The sequence below is a fragment of the Streptomyces sp. NPDC107471 genome (genome assembly GCF_055582845.1).
The window spans coordinates 384,844-400,979 of sequence record NZ_JBVJPC010000004.1 but is presented as its reverse complement, the minus strand read 5'-3'; the positions used below and the strand labels follow the sequence as shown (position 1 = coordinate 400,979).

General features: G+C 71.9%; 13 protein-coding genes. 5 read left to right on the top strand and 8 right to left on the bottom strand.

Annotation, left to right across the window (positions count from 1 at the left end; genetic code table 11):
• Genes ACZ66S_RS15630 through ACZ66S_RS15620 form a run of 3 tightly spaced genes read right to left on the bottom strand, consistent with a single transcriptional unit; the run spans position 1 to position 3,052 of the window.
• On the bottom strand, positions 1-1,278 hold the full coding sequence (locus ACZ66S_RS15630) for an ABC transporter substrate-binding protein (protein WP_469902054.1): 1,278 nt from the start codon (positions 1,276-1,278) through the stop codon (positions 1-3).
• Entirely contained in the window at positions 1,278-2,111 is an 834-nt protein-coding gene (locus ACZ66S_RS15625) for a carbohydrate ABC transporter permease (RefSeq protein WP_469902053.1), read from the bottom strand. The genes ACZ66S_RS15630 and ACZ66S_RS15625 overlap by 1 nt, the downstream gene beginning before the upstream one ends.
• Complete coding sequence (locus ACZ66S_RS15620; protein ID WP_469902052.1) at positions 2,108-3,052, bottom strand: carbohydrate ABC transporter permease; 945 nt, start codon at positions 3,050-3,052, stop codon at positions 2,108-2,110. The genes ACZ66S_RS15625 and ACZ66S_RS15620 overlap by 4 nt, the downstream gene beginning before the upstream one ends.
• Positions 3,053-3,265: 213 nt before the next feature.
• On the opposite strand from ACZ66S_RS15620, the gene ACZ66S_RS15615 reads away from it, so the two are divergent.
• Positions 3,266-4,120, top strand: a complete 855-nt coding sequence (locus ACZ66S_RS15615) for a phosphotransferase enzyme family protein (protein WP_469902051.1) — start codon at positions 3,266-3,268, stop codon at positions 4,118-4,120.
• Positions 4,121-4,131: 11 nt separating this feature from the next.
• Here the strand turns inward: ACZ66S_RS15615 and ACZ66S_RS15610 are convergent, their stop codons facing one another.
• On the bottom strand, positions 4,132-5,037 hold the full coding sequence (locus tag ACZ66S_RS15610) for a LysR family transcriptional regulator (RefSeq protein ID WP_469902050.1): 906 nt from the start codon (positions 5,035-5,037) through the stop codon (positions 4,132-4,134).
• Positions 5,038-5,117: 80 nt separating this feature from the next.
• Between ACZ66S_RS15610 and ACZ66S_RS15605 the strand changes: the two genes are divergently transcribed.
• Together ACZ66S_RS15605 and ACZ66S_RS15600 are read left to right on the top strand one after the other, a co-directional pair.
• Complete coding sequence (locus ACZ66S_RS15605) at positions 5,118-6,083, top strand: DMT family transporter (RefSeq protein ID WP_469902049.1); 966 nt, start codon at positions 5,118-5,120, stop codon at positions 6,081-6,083.
• The gene (locus ACZ66S_RS15600; protein ID WP_469902048.1) at positions 6,044-6,577 is read left to right on the top strand and encodes a YbaK/EbsC family protein; all 534 of its coding nucleotides are present in this window, start codon (positions 6,044-6,046) and stop codon (positions 6,575-6,577) included. Before ACZ66S_RS15605 ends, ACZ66S_RS15600 begins: the two co-directional genes overlap by 40 nt.
• Before the next feature lie 22 nt (positions 6,578-6,599).
• Here the strand turns inward: ACZ66S_RS15600 and ACZ66S_RS15595 are convergent, their stop codons facing one another.
• The 4 genes from ACZ66S_RS15595 to ACZ66S_RS15580 all read right to left on the bottom strand — a co-directional run bounded on the left by ACZ66S_RS15595 (position 6,600) and on the right by ACZ66S_RS15580 (position 10,972).
• Positions 6,600-7,322 (bottom strand): exonuclease domain-containing protein, encoded by a 723-nt coding sequence (locus tag ACZ66S_RS15595; RefSeq protein WP_469902047.1) that lies wholly within the window; start codon positions 7,320-7,322, stop codon positions 6,600-6,602.
• A 110-nt stretch (positions 7,323-7,432) separates the two neighbouring features.
• A complete protein-coding gene (locus tag ACZ66S_RS15590) occupies positions 7,433-8,707 on the bottom strand; it encodes an SAV2148 family HEPN domain-containing protein (protein ID WP_469902400.1) in 1,275 nt (424 codons plus the stop codon).
• 72 nt (positions 8,708-8,779) lie between these two features.
• Complete coding sequence (locus tag ACZ66S_RS15585; RefSeq protein ID WP_469902046.1) at positions 8,780-10,096, bottom strand: copper amine oxidase; 1,317 nt, start codon at positions 10,094-10,096, stop codon at positions 8,780-8,782.
• Positions 10,097-10,153: 57 nt separating this feature from the next.
• A complete protein-coding gene (locus ACZ66S_RS15580; protein WP_469902045.1) occupies positions 10,154-10,972 on the bottom strand; it encodes a Tat pathway signal sequence domain protein in 819 nt (272 codons plus the stop codon).
• Between the two features lie 196 nt (positions 10,973-11,168).
• On the opposite strand from ACZ66S_RS15580, the gene glgX reads away from it, so the two are divergent.
• On the top strand, positions 11,169-13,301 hold the full coding sequence (gene glgX / locus ACZ66S_RS15575; protein WP_469902044.1) for a glycogen debranching protein GlgX: 2,133 nt from the start codon (positions 11,169-11,171) through the stop codon (positions 13,299-13,301).
• 382 nt (positions 13,302-13,683) lie between these two features.
• Entirely contained in the window at positions 13,684-16,038 is a 2,355-nt protein-coding gene (gene treY / locus ACZ66S_RS15570; RefSeq protein WP_469902043.1) for a malto-oligosyltrehalose synthase, read from the top strand.
• Positions 16,039-16,136: the final 98 nt, after the last annotated feature.

Below are 16,136 nucleotides of genomic sequence, written 5' to 3'. Positions count from 1 at the left end.
TTAGCGCTGGTACCGGGCGAGCACCAGGTTCCCGTCGTCCTCCAAGCGTTCGCGCAGCTCGTCGAGGCCGATCGCCCCGCTGTAGTACTCCTGGAAGGCGGGGGTGGCGACCTTGTCCTTCCACTCGGGGTAGCCGCGGACGGACTGCGCGGGCGCCGGCCGGAGGTGGGGGGCGAGCGCGGTCCCGGTCGCCCAGCCGTCCTTGGCGGTGCGCAGGGCGGGGTCCTTCAGTGCCTCGGTCCCGGTGGGCAGCATCCAGTCCCCGAGGGCGAGTCGGACCATGTTCCGCGGCCGCAGGAGGAAGTCGACGAACTCGACCGCCTCCTTCTTGTGCGGGCTGTCCTCGGCGACGGACAGCGTCTGCGGACTGACTCCCTGGGCGAGCCCGTCGGCGCCGGCCGGGGCGGGCAGCACCTGCCAGCGGAAGCCCTTCGGCGCCTGCTGGGCGATCTGCTGGCGGTAGGAGAACCCGAGCGGGACCATCGCGTACCGTCCGCCGAAGAATCCGGGCAGGGTGTCGGAGCCGCCGCTGCCGAGCGTGGTCGGCGAGGCGCTGCGGTCGGTGTTCGCCTGGTCGTGGATGGTGCGGGGCACGGTCTCGTCGGCCTTCTCGAAGCGGATGGCGACCTTGCCGTCGGCACCGCGGTGGAAGAGCTGTCCGCCCGCCGACAGGGACAGGTTGAGGGTCGCGGAGACGGGCTCCTTGAGCGGCCAGGCCACGCCGTACTTGCCGGCGCCGCTGAGCTGCCCGGTGATCCTGCGGAACTCCGGCCAGCTCCACGGGTGTTCGGCGGTCGGGATGCGCACGCCCGACTCCTTCAGCCAGGCGGCGTTGGCGACGAGGACCCGCGGCTCCTGGAGGAAGGGCACGCCGTAGACGCCGTCACCGAAGGTGGTGGTGTCCCAGCTCCGCTGCGGGATGTCCGACCTCAGCCGGGCGGGGAGCAGGTCCGTGAGGTCGGCGAGATAGCCGCCGTAGGCGAAGTCCGCGAGGTCGTCGGAGGCGTCGTGGATGACGTCCGGCGCCTCGCCGCCCTCGAACGAGGTCAGCAGTTGGTCGTGGACGCTGTCCCAACTGCCCTGCACATACTCGACCTTGACGTCCGGGTGGGTGGCGTTCCACTCCTTCACTAGTTCCTGGTTGGCCTCGACGGACTCCTCCTGCCAGGCGAGGGACTGGAAGCGCAGGGTGACGCGACCGTCCTCGGACGCGCCCGTGCCGGTGCATCCGGCGAGGAGCAGGAGGAGAAGGGCTCCCGCGAGCCGGCGTGCGCGCATCAGCTCTTCACCGCCCCGGTCAACATGCCTCCCGTGATACGGCGTTGGATGAGCGCGAAGACGACCAGCGAGGGCAGGGTGGCGAGGAAGGCGGCCGCCGCGAGCGGGCCGAGGTCGGCGACCCCCTCCGCGCCGATGAAGTGGGTGAGCACGACCGGCAGGGTCTGTTTGTCCGCGGTCTTCAACAGCACCAGCGCGAAGAAGAACTCGTTCCACGCCGTGATGAACGCGAACAGGGCCGTCGCCACGATCCCCGGCGCGAGCAGCGGGGCCGTCACCGACACGAGCGTCCGCAGCCCCCCGGCCCCGTCGACGGCCGCCGCCTCCTCCAGCTCGGTCGGCACGGCACGGACGTATCCGACCAGCATCCACAGGGCGAACGGCAGCGCCCACACGACGTACACCATCACCAGGCCCGCGAGGGAGTTGATCAGCCGCAGGTTCTTCAGCACCAGGAACAGCGGGATGATCACCAGCACGAGCGGGAACGCCTGGCTGACCACCACCCAGCCCGTGGCCGCCTTCGCCAGCCGGGTGCGGTGGCGGGCCGTGACGTAGGCGAGCGGGGTGGCGATCAGTACGGCGATCACCGCGGCGGCGAGCGCGGCGAGCAGGGAGTTCCCGGCCGCGCGCAGCAGGGGCTGTTCGTCGAAGGCCTGGCGGAAGTTGTCGAGGGTCGGGTCCCGGGGGATCCAGGTGGGGTGCAGACTGCCCAGTTCCCGCGGGGACTTGAAGGCGGTGGAGACCAGCCAGAGGAACGGGAAGGCGAGGAAGACGAGATAGGCGAGGAGGGCGGCGTACTGGCCGACGCGGCCCGCGGTGCTGGTCCTCATGCCCGCTCGCCTCCCGTCCGGTCCTTGAGGCGCCCCACCAGGAAGAGGGCGAGGAGGAGGGAGATCACCGCGACCATCACCAGTCCCATCGCGGCGGCGTAGCCGAACTGGCCGTAGCGGAAGGCCTCTTCGTAGGCGAAGAGCATCGGCAGGCGGGTGCGGCCGCCGGGTCCGCCGCTGGTCAGCACGTACACCAGGGCGAACGAGTTGAAGTTCCAGATGAAGTTGAGCGCGGTGATCGCGAGCGCCACCGGTCTGAGGGCGGGCCAGGTGACCGTGCGGAATCTGCGCCAGGCGCCGGCGCCGTCCATCGCGGCCGCCTCGTGGAGTTCGCGCGGGGTGTTCTGGAGGCCGGCGAGCAGGGTGACCGTGGTCTGCGGCATCCCGGCCCACACGCCGACGACGATCACGGCGGGCAGGGCGGTGGACAGACCGCTGAGCCAGTCCCGGCCGTCGCCGAGGCCGAGGGTGCGCAGGGTCTCGTTGAGGACACCGGCGTCCGGGTTGTAGACGAGGCGCCACATGACACCGACGACGACCTCGGGCATGGCCCACGGGACGATCGCGAGGGCGCGGGCGAGCCAGCGCAGCCTGAGGTCCTGGTTCAGCAGGAGGGCGAGACCGAGCGCGAGCAGGAACTGCGGCACGGTCACGCCGACCGCCCACACCAGACCGATGCGGAACGACTCCCAGAACAGCGTGTCGTGCAGCAGGTCCTGGAAGTTGAGGCCGCCGATCCACCGGGTGGCCCGGGTGCGGCCCGACTGGGCGTCGGTGAAGGCCAGCAGGATCCCGTACAGCAGCGGTCCCACGCTCAGCACCAGGATGGGGATCAGGGCGGGCAGCACCAGGAACCAGGCCCCGCGGCCGGAAGGGCGACGGTCCCCCTCGGCGCCCGGTGCGCCCCGCGCCGACCGCTCCGTCGCGGTCACCAAGGTCACGTCATCGACTCCTTCAGGCGGCTCGTGACGATCCGGCCCTCCTGGCCTGGGCCTCCGTCATGGTCGTGAAGGGGGTATGCGCCGTCAAGGCAGCGCGCACACCGGCCCACCTGTGGGAATGCGAGACTGGCCGGGCGATGGCGCGAAGTCGACGCCGTGCGCGGTGGCGATACACGGGCATGCGGGACATGTCAGGACCGGGAGGCCGGACGGATGGACGAGACACGGGCGCGGGACGTACTGGCCGCGGCGGGGTTGCGGGCGGAGTCGGCGGAACTGCTCGCCCTCGGGGAGAACGCCGTGTTCGCCACCGGTGACCTGGTCGTCAAGGTGGGCCGCGACGCCGAACTCCTCGACCGGGCGCGCCGGGAACTGGACATCGCGGTGTGGCTGGAGGAGGCGGGCGTCCCGGCGGTGCGGGCGGCCGAACCGGAGGCGCGGTCGGTCGAGGGGCATCCGGTGACGCTCTGGCACCGGCTCCCGGACACCGTACGGCCCGCCGAGGCACGGGATTTGGCCGAACTGCTGCGGGTGGTGCACGCGCTGCCCTCGCCGTCCTTCGCCCTGCCGCCCCGGGAACTGCTGGGCGGTGTCGAACGGTGGCTGCGACTCGCGGGCGCGGCCATCGACGCCGCCGACGCGGCATACCTGCGTGAGCGGCGGGACGGCTTCGCGGCGGCCGCGGCCGCGGTGACGCCTCACCTGGAGCCGGGGCCGATCCACGGGGACGCGCTGCCCCGCAATGTGCACGTGGGGCCGGACGGGCCGGTCCTCGTCGACCTGGAGACGTTCTCCCGCGACCTGCGGGAGCACGACCTGGTGGTCATGGCCCTGTCCCGGGACCGGTACGGGCTGCCCGCGGCGGCCTACGACTCCTTCACCTCGGCCTACGGCTGGGACGTGCGGGAGTGGGACGGCTGTGCGGTGCTGCGCGGGGCCCGGGAGACGGCTAGCTGCGCGTGGGTCGCCCAGCACGCGCCGACCAACCCCAAGGCGCTGGCGGAGTTCGAGCGGCGGGTCGCCTCGCTGCGGGACGGCGACGAGACGGTCCGCTGGTATCCGTTCTGACGGGGCCCGTCTCAGTCGCCCGGTCGCTGGACGGTCCGTCCCGCCGCCCTCAGCTCGGTCAGCACCGTGCGGACCGCCCTTCTCGCCGTGCTCTCCGGGCGGTAGAGGGCGTCGATGTGGCGTCTCGCCCGCACACCGCTCAGGGGCCGCAGGGTCAGCGCCGGGTGGCGGCGCATCGTCCAGCGGGGCATCAGCGCCAGGCCGCCGCCGGCCGCCACGGCCTCCGCGGCCACCGCGAACTCGTTGATGCGGTGGGCCAGGTGCAGCCGGTGGCCCGCCGCCGCCGCGATCGCCTCGATGGTGGCCATGACCGGGAACCCGTCGTGCACGGTGATCCAGGGTTCGCCGGCCACGTCCGCCGGGGTCACCCGGCGTCGTGCCGCCAGCGGGTGGTCGGCGGGCATGGCCACGTCCAGCGGTTCCCGCAGCAGTGTCGTGGCCGTCACCGTGGGCGGCCAGGCGGGCGCGTGGTCGAGCCGGTGGGCCAGGACGATGTCGTACTCACGGGTGAGTCGCGGGAAGTCCTCCTGCGGGACGTCCTCGTCGGCCAGCCTCGGCACGGGGGTGCCGGGGGCGGCGAGGGCACGCAACAGTAGCGGGAAGAAGGTCGCGCCCGCGCTGTGGAAGGCCGCCACCGAGACCTCGCCGTCGGGCCGGTCCAGGAATCCCTCGACCGTGTGCCGGGCCCGGGCCAGCGCCGTCTCCACCTCGATGGCCGCGCCCGCCAGCGCCTGTCCGGCGTCCGTGAGCACCAGCCGTCTGCCGTCGCGCTCGGTCAGCGGCACCCGCACCGACCGCTGCAACAGCCTGAGCTGCTGCGAGATCGCCGACGGGGTCACCAGCAGCGCCTCCGCGACCGCGGTGACACTGCCCAGCTCACCGAGCTCCCGCAGGATCCGGAGCTGTCGTTCGTCCATCACCACAGTGTAGGAGTACTAAAAGATCGTTGAAGAAAGTGGTTCTGGGCTTCAGAGACGAATCGGTGCAGGCTGGGCGGGTGTCCGACGCCCGCCGTACCGACCTGGTACTCCTGCTGGTCGCGATCGTCTGGGGTTCGAGCTATCTCTCCGCCCAGACCGCGACCGCCGCCCTCCCCGTCCTGCTGGTCCTCCTCGTCCGCTACGCCCTGTCCGCACTCGCCTGCCTCGGCGTCGTCGCCTCCCGCGGGCGAGGCCCGCGCCGGTGGACCCGCGCGGAACTGCGGGCGGGCGTGCCCCTGGGCCTCACCCAGGCCGCCGTCCTGGTCGTCGAGACCTACGGCGTCGCCCACACCAGCGCCGCCAACGCCGGGCTCATCATCAGCCTGACCATCGTCCTCACCCCCCTGCTCGACCGCACCGGTCACCGGGGCGGCCTGCCGCCGGCCTTCTACGCGGCAGCCGGTGTGTGCGTCCTGGCCGTCGGGCTCCTCATGGCGGGCAACGGCTTCCACGCACCCCGCCTCGGCGACCTGCTGATGCTGGGGGCCGCGGTCGTCCGGGCCGGCCATGTCGCCCTCGTCGGCCGGCTCACCACCGGCCGGGCGATCCGGCCGCTGCACCTCACCACCGTGCAGACCCTCGTCGGCACCGTCCTGTTCCTGCCCCTGGCCGCCCGCGACCTTCCGACCCTGGCCCGCGCGGACGCGGCGACCTGGTTCCAACTGCTCTACCTCGCCCTGTTCTGCAGTGTGTTCGCCTTCCTCGCCCAGACCTGGGCGGTGCAGCGCACCTCGGCCAGCCGGGCCAGTCTGCTGCTGGGCACCGAACCGATCTGGGCCGCGGCGGCGGGAGTCGCCCTGGGCGGCGAGCACTTCACCGCCCTGACCGCACTCGGGGCGGTCATGATGATCACCGGCACCTACTGGGGGCAGTCCGTGGAGCGCGCCCATCGCGCAACCTCCCTGCCCCGCACCGCAGTCCGGCCCACCGAAGGGGACACCCCATGTCCGGCGAAGACACCCACGACACCTACGACCGTCTGATCTCCCTGCTCGACACCTCTTCCGTCGACTACGAACTGATCGACCACGCGCCCGAGGGCACCACCGAGGCCGTCTGCGCGCTGCGCGGGCACCCCGCGTCCGAGGCCGCGAAGTGCATCGTGCTCCGGGTCAAGGTGGACCGCCGGACCACCCGGCATGTCCTCGCGGTCGTCCCGGGCGACCGGCGGGTGGACCTGGACGCGGTCCGGGCCCTGTTCGCCGCGCGCTATGTCGGGTTCAGCGACGCGGAGACCGCCGAGCGGCTGGCCCGCGCGGTCCCCGGCACGGTGCTGCCGTTCAGCTTCGATCCCGAACTGGAGGTCGTCGCCGATCCCGAGGTCGTCAAGCAGCCCCGGCTGTACTTCAACGCCGCCCGGCTCGACCGGTCGCTGCGCATGTCGGGGCCGGACTACGAACGGGTGGCGGGGCCGCGGGTGGAGCCCGTCGCGAGCCCTCCGATCCCGAACGCGCTCCCGGACGCGCTGCCGGAGTGACGCGGGCCGGAGCGGCGCCCTCTCACACCGTCTCGTCGGCCGGCTCGCGCAGCGGCCAGGTGCCGTCGACCACCGCCGTCGCGTCGCCCTTGCGACGCAGGAAGTCCTGGAAGTCCGCCGCCCACTCGGCGTACCACTCGATCTGACGGCGGTGCAGGTCCGCCGGGCCGAGACCCGCGACCTTGGGGTGCCGGACGGCTATCGCGCAGGCCAGCCGGGCCGCGGCGAGGGCGTCCGCGCCGGCGTCGTGGGCGGTGTCGAGGGCGATGCCGTACTCCGTGCAGACCGCTTCGAGGTTGCGCTTGCCGCGGCGGTAGCGGTCCACCGAGCGGTCGATGGTGTACGGGTCGATGACCGGGGCCGGGTCGAGGCCGCCCAAGCGCTCGCGCAACGACGGCAGGCCGTACCGGCGCAGTTCGGCGGAGAGCAGGCTCAGGTCGAAGGCGGCGTTGTAGGCGACCACCGGGACGCCCGTCTTCCAGTAGGTGGTGAGGACGTCCGCGACGGCGTCGGCGACCTGGTCGGCGGGGCGGCCCTCGGCGGCCGCCCGTTCGTTGCTGATGCCGTGCACCGCCACCGCGTCCGCCGGGATCTCCACGCCCGGGTCCGCCAGCCACTCCCGGCGCCCCAGCGGCGAACCGTCCCTGACCTCGATCACGGCAGCCGTGACGATGCGCGCCTCGCGCGGATCGGTGCCGGTGGTCTCCAGGTCGAAGCCGATCAGCAGCTCTCGGTGCCAGCCCATGGGCGGTCCCCCTCCTCGGTGGTGCTTTCCCCCAGTGGTCTCCACCTTCCCATGCGCCACTGACAATCAGAGGACCGCGTTCCGCTTGGCGTCCGGCACGTCCGGGACGTTCAGGACACTGGTCGCGAATCCGCCCAGTTCGTCTCGAACTCCTCGCGGTAGGTCGGGAACAGGCCGCTGTCGTCCACGTCGCCCGCCTTGACGACCCGGCCGCCGTTGCGCAGCACGAGGACCGGTGCCTCCATCCCCCGCGACCGGCGCAGATAGGACTGCACGACCGCGATGCCGTCCGAGCCGTCGCCGTCCACGAGGTAGGCCGTGAAGCGCGGGGTGTCGTCGTAGACCTGGATCTCGAAGGCGCCCGGGTCGCGCAGCCGGGACCGCACCCGGCGCATGTGCAGGATGTTCATCTCGACGGCACGGCTCAACTCGCCGCGCTTCATGCCCAGTTCCCGCTCGCGCCGCTTGACCGCGCTGGAGGCCGGGTTCAGGAACAGCAGCCGCACCCGGCAGCCCGCCTCGGCCAGGCGCACCAGACGGCGCCCGGAGAAGTTCTGCACGAGGAGGTTGAGGCCGATGCCGACGGCGTCGAGGCGACGGGCGCCGCCGAAGATGTCCTCGGCGGGGAACTGGCGCAGCAGCCGCACCCGGTCGGAGTGCACGGCGACCACGTCGGCGTACTTGTCGCCGACCAGGTCCTCGACCGCGTCGACGGGCAGCCGGCGCGCGGACGGCACGTCACCGCCGGAGCCGAGTATCTCCAGCAGCTTGGCGGAGGCGCGCTCGGCCTGGCCGAGGACCGCCTCGGACAGGGCCCGGTTGCGGGAGACGACGTTGCGGGTCACCTCCAGCTCGTCCAGGGCCAGTTCGACGTCCCGGCGGTCGTCGAAGTAGGGCTCGAAGCACGGCCAGTGCTGCACCATCAGCTCGCGGAGCTGGGGCAGGGTGAGGAAGCTGAGGACGTTGTCGTCGGCGGGGTCGAGCAGATAGCCCTTGCGGCGGCTGACCTCGCGGACCGCGACCGCGCGCTGCACCCACTCCTGTCCGGCGGGTCCGGCGGCCGCGACCACCCAGTCGTCGTGGCCGTGGACGGGTTCGTAGATGGGACGCAGAACAGCGGCCACGACGGCCCGCAGCCGCTGTTCGACGAGGTTCAGCCAGATGTAGGCCCGGCCGGCCCGCTGTGCGCGCGTGCGTACCTCGCGCCAGGCGTCGGCGTCCCAGTCCAGCTCCGGCCCGATCGTCGCTCCCGCGTCCATCGGCCGGGCCAGGGACACCGTGCCGGGCGGGGCGTCTGCGGAGTTCCCCTCGTGACCCTCGTCACCAGGGGGCAACTCCAGCCCTCCCGAGCCCACCCGCGCACCGCCTTCCGCTCCCCCGAGCACTCCCCTTGCCAACGATCAAGGAAGGGTACTCCGGGAGCGGTCGGCGGTGCAGCCGGATGGACAGGGTCAATCTCAACTACCGAACTCCCAGTGGCCGTTCTGCCCCGCGAGCTCGGCCGGAGTGAGCGGATTCATAGCCGTGACGTCCCTGGGGGCGATGGAGAATCCCTGCCAGTGGACCGGCATGGGCTGCTGGTCCTCGTCCCGGGCGATGTGGTGGAAGCCCACGTTCATCCACACCACCGGGTGCGTGAGGGCCTGGCCGTTGACCCACTTGTCGACGGACTTGCCCGCTCCGGCCCCGCAGTCGCCGGTGTTGTTGCTGGCGAACTGCTCGCACGGGTTGTACTCGGTGAAGTACACGTCGTGCTTGGTGAAGGAACGGCCCGGGTACCTGGTGCTGGGACCGGGGACGATCTCGTACGACCGCGGGTGCCAGTCCTTGTTCTTGCCGACCGCGCTGACCATGCGCCACCAGCGGTAGCTCTTGGAGTCGCCGGCGAGTTCCTTGGTGACCGGGGTGCGGGTGGTCTTGACGGTCGCCGTCTGCTGGCCCGGCGCGGCCGCGGTGACCGTCGAGTCGTACTGCTCGACCCGGTTCTTGGAGGAGCCGTCGAGGGCGAAGTCCAGGCGCCAGAAGGCGTTGTGGCTGTGGCTGGTGGCCTGGGCGCGCGGGCCCTTGCCGATGGGCCAGCCGCGGCCGTCACCGGCGTCGTAGTCCTCGTAGGAGAGGCTGCCGGTCGCACCGAGGTTCATCGTGATGGTGCCGTCGTCCTGGAAGCGCCACTCGGTCATGTACTCGTACCAGCCGACCTGGTTGACCGAGTAGACGAGCAGGTCCTTGCCCTGGGCCTGGTAGACCTTGTTGGCGCTGTCGCCCTGCATGCGGTAGGCGTGGCCGCGCGAACGGGTCGTGGTGCACAGGCCGTTGACGTCCGAGTGGTCCGGGTCCCAGGAGTCCGGGACCTTGACGCTCTTGATGGTGCCGCCGGGGCACTCGCCCGGGTCCAGGTTCATCAGGCCCTGCGCGAAGCCGAAGCCGGTCAGGTCGTCGTACTCGACGCTGCCGTCGTCGTAGGGCACGTGGATCTGGCCGAGCCGGGCGCTGTTGAGGACCTTGATCGCCTTGGCCTCGCCCTTGGGCCGGTAGGAGATGTTCTCCAGGACCATCCCGGCCTTGCTGTCGTAGCGCCAGCACATGCTCCAGGTCGTGCCGCTGGAGAGTGTCTGCTCGATCTTGTAGGCGGCGCTGCACTCGGCCGCGGCCGCGGCGGCCCTCGGCTGGGCGGCGGCCGGTCCCGCGGCGGTCGTGACGCCGGCGGCCAGCGCGACCACGGACACGCCGATGGCCGCGTGCCTGCGCGCGCGGCTGATTCTGTTGACACGCATGAAGAAATGACTCCCTTGCGGAAGGAGCAGGTGGGAAAAGTGGACGGAGGAGGCCGGTCAGCTCTCGAGCTTGGCGACCTTGCGGGCGCTCAGGTCGATCACGAAGGCCCTGGCGTCGATCCAGGGGCCGTTCTTCACCTTCGGGAACAGCCGCACGCAGCGGTGCTCACCGCACTTGTCGAGCACGGCGGGCTGCCCGCCGGGGACGGCCCGGTACACGGCGCCGGTGAGCAGGAACTGGTTCGGGTCGGTGAGTTCCTTGCCGGTGGCGTCCTTGTAGTCGGCCTTCAGGTCCGCGCCGAGCGGGTCCGCGATCAGCAGACTCGCGGCCTCGGTGTACTCGGCGCTGCTCAGCGGCGGCTGGACGCCGTGCTGGGTGCCGGTCGCGACGACCTTGCCGCTGTCGAGGTCGACGGTCCTGGTGACGAGGGTGTCGTCCCGGTAGTCGTAGAACGTCACGTTCGCGCGCCGGGGCGCGTTCGGGTCGTCCAGTTCGCCGGCCCGGGGGTCGGCGAGGTCCACGGTGAGCCGTTCGGGGCCGCGGGCGCCCTCGACGTCCTCACCGGCCTCGCGCAGTTGCCCGTTCACGGCGAGCTGCTCGACCCGCTTGATCTCGTCGTCGGTGAGCGGGTCGCGTCCCTTGCCCTTGGCACCCTCGGCGGCCGGCGCCTGTTCGACCACCCCGGGCGCCACGGCCCCGTCCGCGCCCTGTCCCCCCTGTGCCGCGGACTGCCCCGCGGCCGTCTTGCCGCCTCCCGTGTCGTCCGCCCCCGCCGTGCCCGGCAGGGTGATCCCGACCATCACGGCGGTCCCGGCCACCGCGATCGCCGCACCTGCCACCACCTTCCCGAGGTGGCGGTGCACTATCTTGCGCACATCTTCCCCCTACTCCCCGGGCATGTCCGGGAGTATGTGTCTGCCCCAATTTTTTCGGCACAGAACGTCGCTGTGACCACCCTGTGCACCGGTCGATGGGTAAGAGGGACGTAAGTCATAGGTGGTTCCATCACTTTCGGGGACACTCGGGGCCAAGGCGCCACCCCCGGCGCGGGACACCTGAAAGAGTCGTTTCATGCAGGTCTGGCCTGGAGAGGCGTATCCACTCGGTGCCACGTACGACGGCGCCGGTACCAATTTCGCGGTCTTCACCGAGGCCGCGGACCGAGTAGAGCTGTGTCTGTTGCACGACGACGGCTCGGAAACGGCGGTGGAACTGCGCGAGAGCGACGCATTCGTCCGGCACGCGTATCTGCCCGGCGTGATGCCGGGACAGCGCTACGGCTTCCGCGCGCACGGCCCGTACGCTCCTGAACGCGGACTGCGCTGCAACTCGTCGAAGCTGCTGCTCGACCCGTACGCGCGCGCGATCAGCGGCTCGATCCGTTGGGGCGAGGAGGTGTACGGCTACCACTTCGACTCGCCCGACAAGCGCAACGACCTCGACTCGGCGCCGCACACCATGACGTCGGTCGTGGTCAACCCGTACTTCGACTGGGGCGACGACCGGCGGCCGCGGATCGGGTACCACGAGACGGTGATCTACGAGGCGCACGTCAAGGGCCTCACCATGCGGCACCCGGGGCTGCCCGAGGAGCTGCGCGGCACCTACGCCGCGCTCGCGCACCCCGCGATCATCGAGCACCTGGTGGAGCTCGGTGTCACCACCCTGGAGCTGATGCCGGTCCACCAGTTCGTGAACGACCACCGCCTGGTCGACATGGGCCTGAACAACTACTGGGGCTACAACACCATCGGCTTCTTCGCCCCGCACAACGCGTACGCCTCCTGGGGCGACCGCGGCCAGCAGGTCCTGGAGTTCAAGTCGGCGGTCAGGGCGCTGCACGAGGCCGGGATCGAGGTCATCCTGGACGTCGTCTACAACCACACCGCCGAGGGCAACCACCTGGGCCCGACGCTGTCCTTCAAGGGGCTCGACAACCCGCAGTACTACCGGCTGACCGACGACCAGCGGTACTACATGGACACCACGGGCACCGGGAACTCCCTGCTGATGCGGTCCCCGCACGTCCTCCAGCTCATCATGGACTCGCTCCGGTACTGGGTCACCGAGATGCACGTCGACGGCTTCCGCTTCGACCTGGCGGCCACCCTGGCCCGGCAGTTCCACGAGGTGGACCGGCTGTCGTCGTTCTTCGACCTGGTCCAGCAGGACCCGGTGGTCTCCCAGGTGAAACTGATCGCCGAACCGTGGGACGTCGGCGAGGGCGGCTACCAGGTGGGGAACTTCCCGCCGCTGTGGACCGAGTGGAACGGCAAGTACCGCGACACCGTGCGGGACCTGTGGCGGGGCGAGCCACGCGCGCTGGCGGAGTTCGCGTCCCGGCTGACCGGTTCCTCCGACCTCTACCAGGACGACGGCCGGCGCCCGCTGGCCTCCATCAACTTCGTCACCTGCCACGACGGGTTCACCCTGCACGACCTCGTGTCGTACAACGACAAGCACAACGAGGCCAACGGCGAGGACAACCGCGACGGCGAGAGCCACAACCGGTCCTGGAACTGCGGGGCCGAGGGCGAGACCAACGACCCCGAGGTGCGGGAGCTGCGCGCCCGGCAGATGCGCAACTTCATCGCCACGCTCATGCTGTCCCAGGGCGTGCCGATGATCAGTCACGGCGACGAGGTGGCGCGCACCCAGCGCGGCAACAACAACGCCTACTGCCAGGACAGCGAGCTGGCCTGGGTGGGCTGGCCGGAGGAGCTCGGCGAGGGGACGGCGGGGCTCGGCGCCGAGCTGCTGGCCTTCACGCGCGCGATGGTGTGGTTGCGCAAGGACCACCCGGTCTTCCGGCGCCGCCGCTTCTTCCACGGGCGGCCCGTGGAGGGCACCCACGACGAGCTGTCGGACATCGCCTGGTTCACTCCGCAGGGCAAGGAGATGGCCCAGCGGGACTGGGACCGGGCGCAGGCCTCGGCGCTCACGGTGTTCCTCAACGGCAACGCCATCTCCGAGCCCGGCACCCGCGGGGAACGCATCACCGACGACTCCTTCCTGCTCATGTTCAACGCCTCGCCCAAGACGCTGGACTTCGTGGTCCCGGTCAACCACGGCCGGCAGTGGGAGGTCGTCGTCGACACCGCCCGCCCGGACGGGGTACCGCCAGGCACGGGGGCGAAGGTGCAGGCCGGGGACCGGCTGACGCTGGTGGACCGCAGCATGACGGTGTTGCAGCGGCCCGTGTAGCGGGGGGTGTCCGTGTGCCGAGCGTGGGTACGCGGGCGGGTGAGGGCTGGTCGCGGTGCGCCCGGGGTACGAGGTCGGGCGCACCGGCGGAGGTGGGACGGGGCCGGTTCGTCGGGACGGGACGGGTGCGTCGATACGGCACGGTCGCGTCGCGACGGGAGGGGTTCGTCGGGACGAGACGGTCGCGTCAGGACGGGACCGTTTCGTCGTCACGACACAGTCCCGTCGCGACGAGACGGTTCCGACGCGGCGCCCCGGCCACGCCCCGGCCCCGTCGCGGCCGTCCGCGGCACGACGGTACGGGTTCGTCCCGACGTCCCCGCCCCGCGCACATGGAGCACCGGGTGACACGAAAGGCCGCAGGGCGGGTACGTACGTCTGCATGACACCTGAGCGACCCGACCCGTCGGCGCCGACGGCCACGTACCGGCTCCAGTTGCAGCCCGAGTTCCCGTTCGCGGCCGCCGCGGCGGCGGTGCCGTACCTGGCCTCGCTGGGCGTCTCGCATCTGCACCTGTCCCCCGTCCTGGAGGCCGTCCCGGGCTCGAAGCACGGCTACGACGTCGTGGACCACGCGCGCGTACGTGAGGAACTGGGCGGTGAGGACGGGCTGCGTGCCCTGTCGAGCACCGCGCGGGAGCACGGGCTCGGACTGGTGGTGGACATCGTGCCGAACCACATGGCGATGGACCCGCGGCACAACCGCGTCCTGTGGGAGGTCCTTCGGGAGGGTCCTAAGTCGCCGTACGCGCGGTGGTTCGACATCGACTGGGAGGCGCAGGGCGGCCAGGTGCTACTACCGGTGCTGGGCGGCCCGGTCGGCGGGGAGCTCGGCAACCTCACGGTGGACGGCGAGGTGCTGCGCTACTACGACCACGTGTTCCCGCTCCGCGAGGGCACCGGGGAACTCCCCCTGCCGCAACTCCTGGACGCGCAGTGGTATCGGCCGGTGTGGTGGCGGCTGGCCCGCACGGAGCTCAACTACCGGCGCTTCTTCAGCATCTCGGAGCTGATCGGGGTGCGGGTCGAGGACCCCGAGGTGTTCGAGGCCACCCACGCCAAGATCCTCCAGTTGCTGCACGAGGGGGTCGTGGACGGGCTGCGGATCGACCACCCCGACGGCCTCGCCGACCCCGACACGTACCTCCAGCGCCTCCACGAGGCGACCGGTGGGCGCTGGACGGTCGTGGAGAAGATCCTCGCGGACGGGGAGCACCTCCCGGCGTCCTGGCCGGTGGCGGGGACCACCGGTTACGACGCCCTGCGGCACATCGACGGGCTGTTCACGGATCCGGCGGGGTTCGGGGAACTCCTCGGCCAGTACCGGCGGTTCGCAGCCCCGCAGACCGACCGCGGCGGCGACTGGGCCGCGACGGCACGGCGGGCGGCGTACAAGGTGATCACGCACGAGCTGGCGACGGAGACCGACCGGCTGACGAGGGTGGCGGCACGCGTGTGTGCCACGTCCCCGGACCCCGCGCTGCGCGACCGGGCCCCCTGGGCGCTGCGCTCCGCGCTCCAGGAACTTCTGGTGAGGATGGAGGTCTACCGTCCCTACGGCTCCTCGGACGCCGCCTCTGTCGTCACCGAGGAGGCCGCGGCCGAGGCCCGGCTCGCCTTCGTGGTCCCGGAGGAGGCGGGCGCCGTCGACGTCGTACGGGATCTGGTGCTGGGGCGGGCCGGTGAGGGGCCGGACCACGTGGAGTTCCGGACCCGGTTCGCGCAGACGGCGTCGGCGCTGCGGGCCAAGTCGGTGGAGGACACGGCGTTCTACCGCTATGTGCCGCTGCTGTCGGCGACGGAGGTGGGCGGGAACCCCGGGAGCCCGGCGGTCGCGCCGGAGGAGTTCCACGCGTACTGCACGCGCGTGCAGCGCGACTGGCCGCTGACGGGGATCGTGGTGTCGACGCACGACACCAAGCGCAGTGCCGACGTGCGCGCGGCCCTGGCCGTGCTCACCGAGTGCCCGCAGTGGTGGGCGGACACGCTGGCCGAGGTGACCCGCACCGGCGAGGGCGTGCCGGACGCGCAACTGGCGTGGGCGGCCTGGCAGACGGTGTTCGGGCTGGGCCCCGCGGCCCCGGAACGGGTGCAGGAGGCGCTGCTCAAGCATGTGCGCGAGGCGGGGCTGTACACGAGCTGGACGGAGCAGGAGCCGGCGTACGAGGAGGCGGTGGCGGCGTTCGTCGCGGCCGGGCCGTGCGGGCCGCAGGGCGAGCAGGTGGCCGCTCTGCGTGCCCGCCTCGAACCGCACATCCGGGCCAACGAGCTGGGCACGGCCCTGGTGCAGTTGACGATGCCCGGGGTGCCCGACGTGTACCAGGGCACGGAGGGCCGGTACCTGGCGCTGGTGGACCCGGACAACCGGCGACCCGTGGGGTTCCCGCCGCCGGACTCCGGCGACAAGGACGCGCTCACGGCGGCGGCGCTGCGGCTGCGGCGGCGCCGGCCGGACGTCTTCGGTGACGCGGCGACGTACACGCCGCTGGCCGCGGAGGGGCCCGCGGCGGACCATTGCGCGGCGTTCGCGCGATCCGGGGAGGTGGTCACCGCGGTGACCCGGCTGTCGCTGCGGCTGGCGCAGGCGGGCGGCTGGCGGGAGACGGTGCTGCCGTTGCCGCCGGGTGTCTGGCGCGATGTGCTGGTGCCGGAGCGGGAGTTCTCCGGGCACGCGCGCGTGGCGGAACTCCTGGGCGAGTCCCCGGTGGCGCTGCTGGAGCGGGTCGCGGCGGACTGACCAGGCGCGGGCGGGGCCGGAGGACGGCGGCGGCCAAGGGGATGGTGCACGGTCGGGGCGGGGTCGGTGAGGCGTTCCTGACGCCGGCCGGGCGTGGA

What these genes read in the sequence shown, in the direction of transcription:
- ACZ66S_RS15610 (WP_469902050.1), bottom strand. Translation starts at nt 5,037, where the DNA reads ATGGACGAACGACAGCTCCGGATCCTGCGGGAGCTCGGTGAGCTGGGC.
- glgX (WP_469902044.1), top strand. Translation starts at nt 11,169, where the DNA reads ATGCAGGTCTGGCCTGGAGAGGCGTATCCACTCGGTGCCACGTACGAC.
- treY (WP_469902043.1), top strand. Translation starts at nt 13,684, where the DNA reads ATGACACCTGAGCGACCCGACCCGTCGGCGCCGACGGCCACGTACCGG.
- ACZ66S_RS15600 (WP_469902048.1), top strand. Translation starts at nt 6,044, where the DNA reads ATGTCCGGCGAAGACACCCACGACACCTACGACCGTCTGATCTCCCTG.
- ACZ66S_RS15625 (WP_469902053.1), bottom strand. Translation starts at nt 2,111, where the DNA reads ATGAGGACCAGCACCGCGGGCCGCGTCGGCCAGTACGCCGCCCTCCTC.
- ACZ66S_RS15595 (WP_469902047.1), bottom strand. Translation starts at nt 7,322, where the DNA reads ATGGGCTGGCACCGAGAGCTGCTGATCGGCTTCGACCTGGAGACCACC.
- ACZ66S_RS15630 (WP_469902054.1), bottom strand. Translation starts at nt 1,278, where the DNA reads ATGCGCGCACGCCGGCTCGCGGGAGCCCTTCTCCTCCTGCTCCTCGCC.
- ACZ66S_RS15585 (WP_469902046.1), bottom strand. Translation starts at nt 10,096, where the DNA reads ATGCGTGTCAACAGAATCAGCCGCGCGCGCAGGCACGCGGCCATCGGC.
- ACZ66S_RS15615 (WP_469902051.1), top strand. Translation starts at nt 3,266, where the DNA reads ATGGACGAGACACGGGCGCGGGACGTACTGGCCGCGGCGGGGTTGCGG.